Source organism: Rhizobium sp. BK196 (assembly GCF_014193255.1).
GTDB lineage: Bacteria > Pseudomonadota > Alphaproteobacteria > Rhizobiales > Rhizobiaceae > Rhizobium.
Genome location: NZ_JACHZB010000002.1, coordinates 250,406 through 264,148 on the forward strand (window position 1 = coordinate 250,406; position 13,743 = coordinate 264,148).

At 58.8% G+C, this 13,743-nt stretch carries 14 protein-coding genes; 5 read left to right on the forward strand and 9 right to left on the reverse strand.

Annotation, left to right across the window (positions count from 1 at the left end):
• The first annotated feature begins 278 nt into the window (after positions 1–278).
• Positions 279–701, forward strand: coding sequence for a metal-dependent phosphohydrolase (locus FHT78_RS07755; RefSeq protein WP_183742250.1), 423 nt, complete (start codon positions 279–281; stop codon positions 699–701).
• Between the two features lie 414 nt (positions 702–1,115).
• Positions 1,116–1,463, forward strand: a complete 348-nt coding sequence (locus FHT78_RS29300) for a hypothetical protein (protein ID WP_348644723.1) — start codon at positions 1,116–1,118, stop codon at positions 1,461–1,463.
• A 298-nt stretch (positions 1,464–1,761) separates the two neighbouring features.
• Here FHT78_RS29300 and FHT78_RS07765 read toward each other — a convergent pair whose 3' ends face one another.
• The 9 genes from FHT78_RS07765 to FHT78_RS07805 form a co-directional block, all read right to left on the reverse strand.
• The gene (locus FHT78_RS07765) at positions 1,762–2,175 is read right to left on the reverse strand and encodes a curlin (RefSeq protein WP_183742254.1); all 414 of its coding nucleotides are present in this window, start codon (positions 2,173–2,175) and stop codon (positions 1,762–1,764) included.
• Positions 2,176–2,342: 167 nt separating this feature from the next.
• Positions 2,343–2,741 carry a curli-like amyloid fiber formation chaperone CsgH gene (gene csgH, locus FHT78_RS07770; protein WP_183742256.1) on the reverse strand — a complete coding sequence of 133 codons (399 nt, stop codon included), beginning with the start codon at positions 2,739–2,741 and terminating at the stop codon, positions 2,343–2,345.
• A 63-nt stretch (positions 2,742–2,804) separates the two neighbouring features.
• Entirely contained in the window at positions 2,805–3,242 is a 438-nt protein-coding gene (locus FHT78_RS07775; protein ID WP_183742258.1) for a curlin, read from the reverse strand.
• Between the two features lie 470 nt (positions 3,243–3,712).
• The gene (locus tag FHT78_RS07780) at positions 3,713–4,459 is read right to left on the reverse strand and encodes a ribonuclease activity regulator RraA (RefSeq protein WP_183742260.1); all 747 of its coding nucleotides are present in this window, start codon (positions 4,457–4,459) and stop codon (positions 3,713–3,715) included.
• A gap of 21 nt (positions 4,460–4,480) precedes the next feature.
• Positions 4,481–5,644, reverse strand: a complete 1,164-nt coding sequence (locus FHT78_RS07785; protein ID WP_183742262.1) for a mandelate racemase/muconate lactonizing enzyme family protein — start codon at positions 5,642–5,644, stop codon at positions 4,481–4,483.
• A gap of 33 nt (positions 5,645–5,677) precedes the next feature.
• Positions 5,678–6,775, reverse strand: a complete 1,098-nt coding sequence (locus tag FHT78_RS07790; RefSeq protein WP_183742264.1) for an ABC transporter ATP-binding protein — start codon at positions 6,773–6,775, stop codon at positions 5,678–5,680.
• Between the two features lie 10 nt (positions 6,776–6,785).
• Entirely contained in the window at positions 6,786–7,676 is an 891-nt protein-coding gene (locus FHT78_RS07795) for a carbohydrate ABC transporter permease (RefSeq protein ID WP_183742266.1), read from the reverse strand.
• The gene (locus FHT78_RS07800) at positions 7,673–8,632 is read right to left on the reverse strand and encodes a sugar ABC transporter permease (protein ID WP_183742269.1); all 960 of its coding nucleotides are present in this window, start codon (positions 8,630–8,632) and stop codon (positions 7,673–7,675) included. Before FHT78_RS07800 ends, FHT78_RS07795 begins: the two co-directional genes overlap by 4 nt.
• 75 nt (positions 8,633–8,707) lie before the next feature.
• Positions 8,708–10,186: a sugar ABC transporter substrate-binding protein gene (locus tag FHT78_RS07805; protein ID WP_183742271.1), complete on the reverse strand. Its 1,479-nt coding sequence runs from the start codon at positions 10,184–10,186 to the stop codon at positions 8,708–8,710.
• Positions 10,187–10,387: 201 nt separating this feature from the next.
• Here FHT78_RS07805 and FHT78_RS07810 point away from each other — a divergent pair, with 201 nt between their 5' ends.
• Genes FHT78_RS07810 through FHT78_RS07820 form a run of 3 tightly spaced genes read left to right on the forward strand, consistent with a single transcriptional unit; the run spans position 10,388 to position 13,734 of the window.
• Positions 10,388–11,098 (forward strand): GntR family transcriptional regulator, encoded by a 711-nt coding sequence (locus tag FHT78_RS07810; protein ID WP_183742273.1) that lies wholly within the window; start codon positions 10,388–10,390, stop codon positions 11,096–11,098.
• A gap of 54 nt (positions 11,099–11,152) precedes the next feature.
• Positions 11,153–12,319: a mandelate racemase/muconate lactonizing enzyme family protein gene (locus FHT78_RS07815; protein ID WP_183742275.1), complete on the forward strand. Its 1,167-nt coding sequence runs from the start codon at positions 11,153–11,155 to the stop codon at positions 12,317–12,319.
• 53 nt (positions 12,320–12,372) lie between these two features.
• The gene (locus tag FHT78_RS07820; RefSeq protein WP_183742277.1) at positions 12,373–13,734 is read left to right on the forward strand and encodes a mandelate racemase/muconate lactonizing enzyme family protein; all 1,362 of its coding nucleotides are present in this window, start codon (positions 12,373–12,375) and stop codon (positions 13,732–13,734) included.
• Positions 13,735–13,743: the final 9 nt, after the last annotated feature.

The window sequence follows — 13,743 nt, forward strand, 5'->3', positions numbered from 1 at the left end:
CAAGCGGCGCGACGCCTGAGAACTGCTGACCAGATTGCCGTATAAGAAGATATATCAGTCGAGCAGATGAGACGGCGGGTACGTTGAGCAGTGCACTGGCTATGGGCGTAGCACCTATTCTGCAGGTCGTCAGAGAAGTCGCCGCGCCGCGCGAGGTACACAGAGTTCCGATTTTCCGAGTTTCAGAAGTGAAGAGAATGGTGGTCGCTCGCGCATACCGGAAACCTCTGGGCCAGATAGCGTGTTATACATCGTAATCGAGAAAGGCAGGCTGGACCATGCAGACAGCACGACATCTGGATCATGCAAGACAAGTCGCCATGGATGCGCACGAAGGACAGCAGGACAAGATTGGAAACCCTTATTTTCAGCATTGCGAGCGCGTCGCCGGGAAGGTGACGAGCGAGTCTGAAAAAGTCGTCGCCTATCTCCACGATATTCCGGAGAAAGCCCCGGGCTGGACCATCGATCGCCTTCGAGAGGAAGGATTTTCTGCTAGCGTCATTGCTGCGGTCGATGCCCTGACCCGCAGGTCCGGCGAGAATGATGAATCTTTTATCCGAAGAGCCGCATCCAACGCGCTGGCCAGGGCCGTCAAACGGGCCGATCTGGAGGACAATCGCTTTCAGGCCGAGCGAGCCGGTCTTGATCCTGAAAAGTTCGAGAAGGGGCTCGCCGCCCTAACCGCGTTAGGTGGTTGACGATTGTCGAAGGGCGGTCGCGTGATCTTTCCGTCGGTTCATCCGAGCGGCGGCGGCTCACATCCACGTCGCTGCAATATAACTAAGCCCAGTCGATCCCGTTGGATGGGCCGACCGGCCTGTCGAAACGAGCGAGGCGTGATCATAAGCGCCACCCGCCTGTTGATCTGCGTTTCCCGTCAATCGATCTTGACAAGCGTGTCCAGGTAGAGACGCTCTTGGGCTCGCACGTCACAGAAAAACGAGGATCGGATGAGGTTTCACGGACCAGTAGTTGCAGGCATGGTTGGCGTGGCAGCCTGTGTGTTTGGCGTGTGCCTTGCGGCATCGCCTGCGCTTGCACAGGAAGTCGAACCCCCCGCTCCATGGGTCCGGCTTAGCGGTTCGCATGCTGGAGCGGTTGGAACATGCTCTGTGGTTGATGCGACCGACAACGAGGCTTGTTACATGGTGCGTTGCGACGCCAAGAACGGTCTCATTTTCGAGATTGGCGATGCCACTGTTGGCGACATGGGCCTGCGATCGGCGCGCTTCGAGATTGGGAAGTACAAAGAGACGATCCGCCTTGATGGGCACGGTCCCGATCGACGAACGACTGTTCTCTCGAAGCATCCGAAGCTGCTTGCCGCCCTCACATCTGGCATTGATTTCGCGACCATGTACGCCGTCGAGGCCGATGTGGAATACAGCACTGGCTTTGAACTCACGGGGGCGCGAGACCAAATATCTCGCCTGGCAAAGGGCTGCCCAACCAAACCGTGACGAGGGGCAAAGGTTCTTGACCGACCATGACGTCCGATTACCCAAAGCTGTCGACGACCGAACCGAGGCACAGACAACACGTTTTGAAGGAAAGCCGCATTCAACAGGCCGCGCCCGGAGTCCTCGTCGGGACAGTGGTCCTTTCTGCGTCTGGTCTGCGTGAGCCAGCAGCCAACAAGATGCCCGGCTGATCGGAGCGATTCTCTAGGTGATGGGCATTGCGTTTGTCTGCGAAAAAAGCGGCGAATAGTTGTTGCTGAAACAATGTAACGTCGTCTTTAGACTGTTGTGATCTGCTTTACCAGCCGTAGCTGAAGGTGGCACCGCTGCCATTATCCCCATCCTGCACCACGTCGGTTTCGGCATTTCGCCCATACTGGAAAATCCCGTAGGCACTGTTGTTGCCGTTCTGCCGCAAGGTCGCGGAATGACCACTGCCCCGCTGCTGGATGAAGCCGAGGTTGCGATGGCCAGCCTGAGCGATACCAGCCGCGTTACCTCTGCCCAGCTGGTGGATGTCGGCGTCTTTCAGGCCGCGATAGAGCGAATAGACGCGCAGCCCTGTTGAAAAAAAATCCGCATCCTCGGCATTATCAGGCGCGAGGTTGAACGAGATCCGGCCGCCGGCATGGGCTGGCGCAGGCAAGGCTACTTGGCCGAGGCTCCCGGCAAGAAGAGTGACGGTAAGGATCTTAAATACGTTGCTGGTCATCCTGATCTCCATTTTCGGCTGCCTGAGCCGATGATCAACCTTGGCATCTTGCAGCTGAACCCAGTCGGAATTTCCCGTTCAGTTGTCGTTCAGTCGTTTCGACCCGAAAGCAAAAGGACGCCGGAAACCGGCGCCCCTTTAGGAAAATTACAGCGTGTGGAGGCCGATTAGTCGCCGCCGATCTGCTTCGTGCAACCGAAACTTCTATCCTGGATGACAACGTCCAGTGTGGCTTTGTATTTGGCTCCTTTCGAGTCGAGCGAGACTGAACCAAGGATTGCCGTATGTCCCTTGATGGCATCAAAATCGCCGCTCTGGTTGATCGTGGAGCTTCCGCCGTCTCCCAATTTTTCGACATAGAAAGTATACGCTCCCCCGACACGCTTGTCGGCGTGGATGAGCGCATCCAGTCTCACCATACCTGCGCCAGGCGTTGCTTTGATTTCGCAAAGCTGCGCCCCGTCAGATTGGTTGGCAGTCGTCGTGGCGGCAACCGCACCGACGGGAAGCAGGACCAGCGCGAGGATCGTCATCGCGCAGCGCGGATGTTTGATGCTATTTGGCATGGTCGTTTTCCTTAATGGTCTGCTGTTGCGATACTGACCTCGTTCACGTCATCGCGCAGTCGCTTACGGGCAGGCCTGGACGAAGGCCGCGACATTGCCGTTGCCGCCCTGGCTGACATTGGCGTTGCAGCCATGGCCGACTTGGACGCCAGCGGCGATGTTGCCGTTGCCGTCCTGGGTAAGGATGGTCGTATGGCTGGAGCCAAATTGGCCGATGCCCGCTACGTTGCGGTTGCCGTTCTGATAGGTGGCGCCATAGTTGTCGCTGCCTTCCTGACCGATAGCTGAAAGATTGTGACGACCATATTGATGGCCAGGAACGCGATTGTAGTCACCGTTCTGGTAGGTTCTGATCCGGTTTCCGTATCCTTCTTGCGCCCCACCGGCAGAGTTCGACCAGCCATATTGTTCGATACGAACATCATTGGCCATGGCGGGGGCTACGGCGGTGATGCCCACAAGTGCGACGAGGGTGGTTGCCATCATAGATGTACGGATCATGACTATGTCTCCTCAGGCGGATAAGACCGCGGTTGAACGGCTTTCTTCTAGTCGCTCCCTTCGGAACGGAAGCTGAAAGCATCATTCAGTCGGGGTTCATTCGCGGAGGTCGGCGTCCCATCTTGCGGCCAGATCGGCCCCGTTCAAATTCAATGCCCATCGTCGTTTTCGGTTGGCCATTTTCACATGCCGCAGCAAATGCGCCGGCCGGCGATTGCAACCCGCTGCGTCGCGAGTGCGAAACGACCCGACAGCCACAGGCCCTGACTGAGGAACCGCGAGATCTTCCGCCCGCTGCGAGCACGCCACCGATCTGGTTTCAAGTGGACGCCATGTAAATTTCAAATCGGCACACATCGATTTTCAATCAGTCAATGCAATAGCCGGCGGCGAAATTCGACTCCGTGTTTTTTATGTAGACGCCGGCGATACATCAGAAAGTTCGCCGCCAGCCCTGGGTAATCCATCGGCTAAGTTATTCCCGGGCGTTTTGTTTTGCGCCACTCTTCGTATTCTGCGCGGGCATCGTCGTGTAGCGGATAGTAGCGCTGCAACGACCCGCCTTCCATAAGCTTCAGCCGAGAGAACTCCTCCCAATCGTGATGCTTTTGCGATTCTTCGATAACTTTTGCGGCCATAGCGACTGGAAGCACCACCACCCCGTCATCGTCGGCAACGATGATGTCTCCGGGGATCACCGTGACACCGCCGCAGGCAATTGGAACGTTGACGGCATTGGGATAAATGCTGGTCTGCACATGGTAGTTGGGTGTCCAGCCGCGCAGCCAGAGGGCGAGATCGAGCTTTTCGACATTGGGCCGATCGCGCATGCAGCCATCGATCACGATACCGGCGCCGCCTCTGCCTTTGAAATAGGTCGACATCATATCGCCGAAGACGCCAGAGCTCATGTCGCCGCGCGCGTCGACCACGACAACATCGCCCTCCTGCGCGTGATAGAGCACGTGCCGGTGCAACTGCGTCTCCGGATCGGCGTATTCTCCCTCATTGAAAAGGTCCGGCCGCTGCGGCAGGAATTGAAGGGTGAGCGCCGGGCCGACGATCGACTTCCCACGGCTCTGGGCCACCGGACCGACCATGTGCGGATTGCGGAAACCCATGTGGCCGAGCGTACCGGCAATGGTCGCGGCGCCGATCTCCTTCAGCGCATCGATCAGCTCTTTGGGCGGTCGCGTGATATCGGGCGTATGCGTCATTTTAGGCTCCGGTGGATGAAACTACCAGTTTGTGACAGAACCGTCGCGGCGCTTCAGGTGAGGCGCTTCCCAGAAGCGAAAGCTCTGCGCCTTGACCGCTTCTTCGTTGACCTCGACGCCGAGCCCTGGCAGGTCGCTCACCGGATAATCGGGGCCGTCGAGCCGTGGTTGCACGGGGAAGAAGTCGGAATTATCGAAGCCGAGCTTCGCCTCGGGCGCCCTGGTCTCGAGCCAAGCGAAATTCGGCACCGCGGCGGCGAGATGGATAGTCGCAGCCGTGCAGACTGGACCAAGGGGATTGTGCGGCATCAGGTCCACATAGTGCGCCTCGCTCCAGCCAGCGACCTTCATCGCCTCAGTGAGCCCGCCAACGTTGCAGACATCGAGCCGATTGAACTGATGGATGCCACGCTCGATATAGGGCAGGAACTGCCACTTGCTGGCAAATTCCTCGCCGATGGCGAACGGGATGTCCGTCATCCTGCGCAGGGATTCATAGGCCTCCGGCGTTTCGTCTCTTATCGGTTCCTCAAGAAAATCAAGCACGCCACGGCCGAGCTTGTTGGAGAAGCTCGCCGCCTCTGCCACCGACAGCCGATGATGATAGTCGATGCCGAGGACGACGTCGTCGCCCAACGCCTCGCGCGCCTTGTTCAGCATCCGTGCGGTAGCGCCGATCGACTCCCGCGGCTCAAAGATGTCGCTGCTGCTTTGCCCGATGGGGAAGAAGCGGATGGCCTGCCACCCTTCTGCACGGAGTTCGCGAGCTCGTTCGATGGCAACATCGCCCTCGGCCTCGTCGCCGGTGGAGGCAAAGGTCGGAATGCGGTCGCGCTGCTTGCCGCCAAGCAGTTCGTAGACCGGCACGCCCAGCGCCTTGCCCTTGATGTCGTGGAGCGCAATGTCGATGGCGGAAATCGCCGCCTGCAGAACGCGGCCGCCTTCGAAATATTGGCTGCGATAAACTTCCTGCCAGATCCGTCCGATCTGCATGGGGTCGCGGCCGATAAGGAACTCGCGATAGTGCTCGATCGCGCCGGTCACGGCCTTCTCGCGACCGCTCAAGCCACTCTCGCCCCAGCCGAAGATGCCGTTGTCGGTCTCCACCTTGACCAGCATCTGGTTGCGCGTTCCCACCCATACCGGATAGGGCTTGATCGCCGTGATTTTAAGCTTCGCAGTCATAGACGCCCTCGTTTCACGCGCATCCGCCTGGTCTTAGTTGGCCTTGAGGGCCATTTCCGTTTCGCCGTCGAACAGATGCATCCGCTCCTGATCGAACTCGAGCCAGATCTGTTCGTCGGGCGCGACGGCAATGGTCGGCGGGACGCTGACATTGACGATGGCGCCGGAGAGAAACGCCTGTACGAAAGTCACGTCTCCGGTCGGCTCCACCGTGTAGGCCTTGGCAGGGACGGTCCCAGGCATCGCACTCTTGTGCAGCCTGATCGTCGAGTGGCGTGCGCCGAGCACGACTTTCCTGCTGGTTGCCCTCGTGACTTTCTGGGCGTTTTTTTGCGAAAGCTCGAGGCGCCAGCCCTCCGCGCTGGTCAACACCGTCTCGCCGCCTGCCGTTGATGCCTCCAGTGGGACAAGGCTCATCGCCGGGCTGCCGACGAAGCTGGCGACGAACATGTTCACCGGATGGGCAAAGACCTGCGCCGGAGTATCGTATTGCTGCAGATAGCCGCCGTTCATCACCGCCATCCTGTCGGCCATGGTCACGGCTTCGAGCTGGTCATGCGTCACATAGATGATCGTCGCCTTGAGGTCCTGGTGAAAACGCTTGATCTCCGAGCGCATCTGCACGCGCAGCTTTGCGTCGAGGTTGGAAAGTGGTTCATCCATCAGGAATACTGCCGGATCGCGAACGAGGGCACGGCCGAGCGCTACGCGCTGCTGTTGCCCGCCGGAAAGTTCGCGTGGCTTGCGCTCGAGCAACTGCGTCATGTCGAGCACGCGCGCTGCTTCCCTGACCTTCTTGTCGATCTCGTCCCGCGGCAGTTTGCGCATCTGCAGCGGGAACGCCAGATTTTTGTAGACCGATTTCTGCGGATAGAGCGCGTAGTTCTGGAACACCATTGCGATGTCCCGGTCCTTGGGGTCAAGGTCATTGACCACTCGGTCACCGATGACGATGTCGCCCGATGTGACCGGGATGAGCCCTGCGACAAGATTGAGCGTGGTTGTCTTGCCGCAGCCTGAAGGGCCGACGAGCGCAACGAATTCGCCGTCATTGACCGTCAGCGAAACATCGTTGACAGCTTTGAATGCGCCATAGGTCTTGACCAGATCTTTGAGGACCACGTGGGCCACAGGCAACTCCCTAGTGTTTGACTGCGCCTTCTGTGAGGGCGCGTACGAAGTAGCGTTGAAGAACGAGGAACAGGACCACGACGGGCACGCTCATCATGAAGCTTGCCGCCATCAGGCCCGGAAAGTCCGTCGTGTTTTCCGAGAAGAAGCGCTGGATGCCGACCGGCAGCGTCAATTGCTCGTTCTTGGACAGGAACGTGTAGGCGTAGATGTACTCGTTCCACGCGCCGATGAAGGAGTAGATCGCTGTGGCGATGATGCCTGGCGCCGATAGCGGCATCACGATCAGGACAAAGGCCTGGAACCGCGTTGCCCCGTCGATGCGTGCGGCCTGCTCGAGCTGTACCGGAATGTTGTCGTAGAAGCCCTTGAGGAGCCAGATTGCCAGCGGCAGGCCGAATGTGAGGTAGGTAAGGACGAGCGACCCATGCGTGTTTACCAGCCCGATCGCGCGCATCAGGATGAAGAGCGGCACGAGAAAGATCACTGCCGGGAACATGTTGCGGAGCAAGACGGCGAAGAACAGAAAGTTCCGGCCCGGGAAGGTGAAGCGCGAAAACGCGTAGGCCGCAGGAACCGCCACGATCACCGAGAGGATGGTCGTGGCAGTGGAGACGAAAAGGCTGTTCCAGAAGAAGCGCAGGAAGTCCTGGCCGACGCTGTTTTGGGGATCGAGCAGCTTCTGATAGCTCGCGAGGGTCGGTTGGTCCGGCCACCATTGCGGCGGGAATTGCATGGCCGCGAAGCCGGATTTGATCGAGGTGATCAGCATCCAGATCATCGGCAGCGCGGTGTAAAGGAGCATGAACACCAGGAAGATGCGTCCACCCCACCGCCACCCATCGATGCGCGCGAGGCGCCGCGCCTGACTTCGATGAGCAGTCTCGGCAATCGCGCTCATTCGCTTCCGTCCTTCCGTTCGTTACCGCTCAGCGCACGGACGTAGAAGTAGCCGAGCGACATCAGGATCAGGAACAGCAGCACCGAATAGGCCGATGCCACCCCCCAGCGCTGGCGGCCGAAGGCGAGTTCATAAATGTGGGTGATCCAGATATGCGATGCGTTCGACGGCCCGCCGCCGGTCATGATCCAGGGGATGATGAAGGAATTGAAGTTGGCCACTGCGAGCAGAAGGATCGTCACCGTCGAGACGTTTCTCAGGTGCGGAAAGGTGACGTGCCAGAACCGCTGCCAAGCATTGGCTCCGTCGACTTTTGCGGCGCGCAGCAACTGGTCGGGAACTGTCTGCAGGCCAGCCATCATCATGATCATGGCAAACGGAAACTCTCGCCAGATATTGACGACGATCAACGAGGGCAGCACCGTGCTGACGCTGTCGATGAAATTCGGCGGCCGATCCGCCAATCCGAGGCCGACGAGCACCGCGCCGATGATCCCGAAGTCCGAATGGTAGATCCACTTCCAGATATAGGACGCGGCGACCGCGCTGATGACCCAGGGAATGATCAGGATGGCGCGCAGGATGCCGCGGCCAACAAAGTCGCGGTGGAGCGCCAGGGCACAGGCAAATCCCAGGACAAATGAGATGAAAGTGGATCCCAGCGTCCAGATAAGAGTATTCGAGGTGACCTTCCAGAACACCGGACTTGTGAGGATGGCGATGTAGTTGTCGAGGCCGACAAAAATCTTGTCTCGAAGCTGCAGGCCAGGCGGAGTATTGAAGAATGACAGCTCGATCGTATAGTAGATAGGGTAGGCGATGACGATGAGCATCACTGCGATCGAAGGAAGCACATACGCGTAGTCAGCGCGATGCTCCCAGATCTTTCGCAGCACACCGAACCTGTCGGGTTGCAGTCTTCGGCGCGCCTCGGCCTTGCCAGTCAAGATCGTCACTATGCCTGCCCTCGTTCTTTGGAAGAAACCGGCTGCGGTGTCGGCGCAGCCGGTCAGATCGTGGTCAGGCTTGGACTAGAGACCGCCGTCCATCAGGTCTTTGACCTTCTTTGCCGCGTCGTCCGCTGCTTGGTCGACGGTCATGGCTCCTGTCAGAGCATTCTGCAGCATGTCCGGGACGATGATATTCATGATCTCAGGCGACTGTGGCAGCGCCGGGAAGGGGATGCCGTATGGCAGCATCGAGGTCGTGACATCAAGGAACTTGATACTATCAAGACGTTCCTTCATCCATTTGGTCTTGAAGCCGTTAAGGTTTCCCGGGTTCGAGCCGGCATAGGCCATCTTCAGCGACCATTCCGGGCTCGTCCACATGCAGATGATAGCCTTTGCTGCCGGCTCGTCTACCTTGCCGCCCTCGACATATTCGGGCTTCAGGATGTGAATGTTGGAGCCGCCAAACACGACGGCACGCTTGCCGTCCGGGCCTGTCGGAATGAGGCCGTAGCGCATGTTGTCGATGACAGTCTGCGCTTTTTCCTTGTCGCTTCCTGTCGTCTTCTTCTGCAGGTCGAGCATGACGTTATAGTCTGACGGGTGCGAGATCATCATGCCGAGCTGGCCAGCCAGGAAGAGGGGCTGGTTATCGGCCTGCTGGTTTGTGAGCGCCGAAACCGGAACCGACTTGTCGCGAACATACATGTCGTAGGAGGCTTGCAATGCCGCCTTGCTTTGCGGGCTATTGAGCTCGACTTCCTTATAGGTCGGGTTGGCAGCAGCTTCGTCGAAGACGCCGCCGCCATAGGCCCACAGCTGTGGCATGAAACGGTACGGCGTATTGCCTGCATTCTTGCGTGCCACGAGGCCGTAACCTGCAACGCCGAGCTTGTCGTGGATCTGCTTGGAATATTTGACGACATCGTCCCAGGTTGCCGGAGCCTTGTCCGGATCGAGGCCCGCACGCTTGAAGATGTCGGCGTTCCAGATGAACGCCATCGTTTCATTATTGGTCGGAATGCCGTAGGTTACCCCCTCCCAGGTCACGGCCTTCATCGCACCGGGCCAGAAGTCCTCGGTCGAATAGCCTACATCCTCGGGTTTGAGCGGCTGCAGATAGCCCTTTGAGGCGAACTCGGTGCCACCCAGGATTTGCAGACGGACCGCCATGGGCGCTGCATTGCCAAGGAGCGCGGTCCGGAACTTGTCCAGCAGGTCATTATAAGTGAGGGCTTGTTCCTCAAGCTGGATGTTTGGATAGGTTTTGCGGAAGGTCTCGAAGAAGTCCTTGTAATACTGCCGCAGGAGGTCGGGATCGCCCTCGAACACGCCTTGGTACCAGAAAGTCAGTCGCCCCTTGTAGTCGAGCGGAGTGACCTTGCCGCAATCGCCGGCCGTGTCAAAATCCTGTGTGCCGGCGATGGAGCGAACGTATTCCGGCGACCATTTGCTTAAATCGACCGGCGCGCCCAGCGCAGACGCGGACATCAACGATACCATTAAAGCAGTCGAAATGGTGCCGCGCAGGACGGCACGGCCGAGTGAAATCCTCGTCATAGGCAACCTCCCAGGTTCTCTCCCATGCCGCTCTGCGTCGAGCGGTCTTTGCTCCCGGCCGTGGGACTTTCCCTAATGTATCCCTTCGACCTGATCATACGTTTTCAGATCGAAGATTGTCTGTCAATGAGAGAAATCGTACATTGTTTCCGGAAAATTTGCATGATATCCGAACATTGTGTGTATTTACTGGGGACAGTCTTGGCCGAAACAAGTGATTTTAAAGCGCAACCACCCGAAGGCATCGACGCTATGGGGGCCTCCAGCGAGGGCGCCTCGCTCTATCAGCTGATCAGGGAAGACATCATCGAGGGGCGGCTCGCTGCTAACGAGCGGCTTGTTGTCACCGATCTCGCCCGACGCCACGGCACCTCAACCAATCCTGTGCGCGAGGCTCTGCAACTGCTGCGCGGGGAGGGCTTTGTCACCTTCGTTCCCAATCGCGGAGCGCGTGTGAGGCCCATAGATCAGGATTTCGTCCGGGACATCTACGAGATCGGGGTCTTGATCGAGCCGGCACTGACGAAATGGTTCGTGAATATGGCCACCGTCGAGGACATTGCTGAACTCGAACGCATCCAAGGCCTGATTGAAGAGAACAACTTCGCCGATCCGTTCAGGCACAGCGAGCTGGACACCGCCTTTCACACCGTCATGTACCAAAAGCACTACAACCGCCATGCCGCCGAACTTTGGTGGAAGCATCGCGAAGTGCTGCGAGCCGTGAGCCGGCGTTTCGACTTCACGCTCGCCCGGCGTGCCGCGATCCTGAGCGAGCATCGCGAGCTCATCGCGCATGTAAAAGCAGGACATGCGAACGAGGCAGCCGACCTCATTGCACGCCATGTCGAGGGCTCCGGCCGGCACATCCTCGAACACATGCGTGCGCGTAATGCCGCTCGAGCAGGATAGAATCCGGAACCCTCAGTATCGTTATCCCCACCAGTTCAGTTAAAGGCAGTTGAGATGAAAATCACCAGCGTTCGGCCGTGGCTTATCAAATCCGATGCTTCTTATTGGGGAGAGTTCCTGTTCGTCGAAGTGACGACAGACGAGGGGGTGAGCGGCTGGGGCGAGATCACCACCACGACAAGGCTCGCCAATCGCGCCCTCTGCACGATCTTGCGGCAGATCGGTGCCGCTATTGCCGGCGAAGACCCTGCGCGGATCGAGTATCTGTGGCACAAGATATTCCGCAACTTCACCTACATGGGCAGTCGCGGTGCGGCAGTCGAATGCATAAGCGCCATCGACATCGCTCTCTGGGACATCCGCGGCAAAGTTCTTGGCAAGCCGATTTATGAACTCTTGGGCGGACCGGTACGCGATGAGGTTTCGCTCTACACCCATCCCGATCAGTGTAAGTTTACCAACAAGGAGGCTGTGGTCCGGGAAATCAGAGACATCGTCGAGTCTGGCCACACTGCGCTCAAGTTCGATCCTTTCCCCCACCAGGGCCGCACCGCTGATGGGCAGCCTCGCGAGCAGCGGGATGGCTATCTCGATGGCAGCATGACCCGCAAGGATGAGCGCGAAGCCGCCGAACTTACCGCCCTGATCCGCGAAACGGCAGGCCCCGACATCGACATCCTCATCGATGCCCATGGTCGCTTTGACGTCCCGACCGCCATCCGCCTTTGCCGGAGCCTCGAGGAGGCCGGTCAGATCGACTGGTTTGAGGAGCCCTGTCCACCGGAGAGCCTCAACGCGCTCAAGCAAGTCCGTGAAAAGGTCAGCGCCGCTATCTCATGGGGCGAGCGTGGCCACACGAAGTGGGATTTCGTGCCGGTGCTCGAAAACAAGCTTGCCGACTACATCATGCCTGACGTCACCTGGACCGGTGGCATTACCGAACTCAAGAAGATTTCTGCCCTATGCGAAGCCTACTATATCCCGGTTTCGCCCCATGACGCCGCAGGCCCGATCAACGTGGTTGCGGGAGCGCAGGTGATGATGACCGTTCCCAATTTCTACAAGCTCGAAACGTCGGAGTGGAACCTCGGCAAATATGATCACCTCATCGATGGGCCCCTTGATGTCTCGAATGGCAGCCTCAAGCTTACCTCCAAGCCTGGTCTCGGCGTCGAGATGAACCGCGACTACCTTCAAGATCACGAGATCGAGCTCGACTAGCTAGCAGCGCTGAACGCCACCCAAAGTGCCCCCGACCAGAACGAGGATAAATCATGCTAGAGGCAGATGGAGCCGACGAGGCGCTCAATCGGGTAAGTACGCATTCCAAGCCATCCGAACTTCGCATCACCGACATGCGGGTAGCCGAGATTGTCGGCGCGCCGTTCACCTCAGCGCTGCTGAAGATTTACACCAACCAAGGCATTGTCGGGCTCGGCGAGGTGCGCGACGGCGCGAGCGCCACCTACGCGCTGATGCTGAAGAGCCGGTTGCTTGGCGAGAACCCCTGCGACATCGACCGCCTGTTTCGCCGCATCAAGCAGTTCGGCGGGCACGGCCGGCAAGGCGGCGGCGTATCGGCGGTCGAAATCGCGTTGTGGGATCTTGCCGGCAAGGCCTATGGCGTTCCCATCTACCAGATGCTCGGCGGCCGTTTTCGGGAGAAAGTGCGCGTCTACTGCGATACCGACGCGACGGTGCCGAGCGGCATCGAGACCGGGAGACGTCTCAAGCAGCGCATGGAGCTCGGCTTCACCTTCCTCAAGATGGATCTGGGGCTGATGCAGATCGCCGATGTGCCCGGTGCGGTCGTGTTTCCGGCTGGCTCGCTGGAAGGATACCGCGACGACCCCCGTCGCGGACCGCTGAAAACCATTGAAGAGCGGCGCGCCCGCAACGCTAAGTACGATTTGCATAACATTCCGCACCCGTTTACCGGCCTGCACTTTTCCGACAAGGGCCTCGACCTGCTTGAGCAATACATCGCCGAGGTTCGTGAGGTCATCGGTATGGATGTGCCGCTGGCGATTGACCATATCGGCCATATCTCGATGCAGAACGGCATTCGCCTTGCCAGGCGCATTGAAAAATATGTCCCAGCCTGGCTCGAGGATGTGATCCCATGGCAATATACCGAGCAATACCGACAACTGCAGGACGCCACCACGGTGCCGATCTGTACCGGCGAGGATATATACCTCAAGGAAGGCTTCGAGCCTCTGCTCAGGAGCGGCGGCGTCTCCGTTATCCACCCTGATCTGCTCACCAGCGGCGGCATCCTCGAGACTAAAAAGATTGGCGACATGGCGCAGGACCGTGGTGTCGCCATGGCTATCCACATGGCAGAAAGTCCAATCGCGGCAATGGCCGCGGCACATGTCGCGACCGCGACCGAGAATTTCATGGCGCTCGAATACCACTCGGCCGATGTCGACTGGTGGGACGACATCGTCACCGGCCTTCCGAAGCCGCTGGTGAAGGATGGCTTCATTACCGTTTCGGACAAGCCGGGCCTGGGAATCGACGATGTCGTCGACGAGGTGATCTCGCAGCATCTGCAGCCCGGTGTCAGCGGCATTTGGCTGCCTACCGATCACTGGGACGATGAATATTCCTGGGACCGCACCTGGAGCTGAGGCAAGAGG

Bases quoted from the DNA above. Each gene is read 5' to 3' on its own strand.
- FHT78_RS07755 (WP_183742250.1), top strand. From the start codon at position 279: ATGCAGACAGCACGACATCTGGATCATGCAAGACAAGTCGCCATGGAT.
- FHT78_RS07765 (WP_183742254.1), bottom strand. From the start codon at position 2,175: ATGACCAGCAACGTATTTAAGATCCTTACCGTCACTCTTCTTGCCGGG.
- csgH (WP_183742256.1), bottom strand. From the start codon at position 2,741: ATGCCAAATAGCATCAAACATCCGCGCTGCGCGATGACGATCCTCGCG.
- FHT78_RS07775 (WP_183742258.1), bottom strand. From the start codon at position 3,242: ATGATCCGTACATCTATGATGGCAACCACCCTCGTCGCACTTGTGGGC.
- FHT78_RS07780 (WP_183742260.1), bottom strand. From the start codon at position 4,459: ATGACGCATACGCCCGATATCACGCGACCGCCCAAAGAGCTGATCGAT.
- FHT78_RS07785 (WP_183742262.1), bottom strand. From the start codon at position 5,644: ATGACTGCGAAGCTTAAAATCACGGCGATCAAGCCCTATCCGGTATGG.
- FHT78_RS07795 (WP_183742266.1), bottom strand. From the start codon at position 7,676: ATGAGCGCGATTGCCGAGACTGCTCATCGAAGTCAGGCGCGGCGCCTC.
- FHT78_RS07805 (WP_183742271.1), bottom strand. From the start codon at position 10,186: ATGACGAGGATTTCACTCGGCCGTGCCGTCCTGCGCGGCACCATTTCG.
- FHT78_RS07815 (WP_183742275.1), top strand. From the start codon at position 11,153: ATGAAAATCACCAGCGTTCGGCCGTGGCTTATCAAATCCGATGCTTCT.
- FHT78_RS07820 (WP_183742277.1), top strand. From the start codon at position 12,373: ATGCTAGAGGCAGATGGAGCCGACGAGGCGCTCAATCGGGTAAGTACG.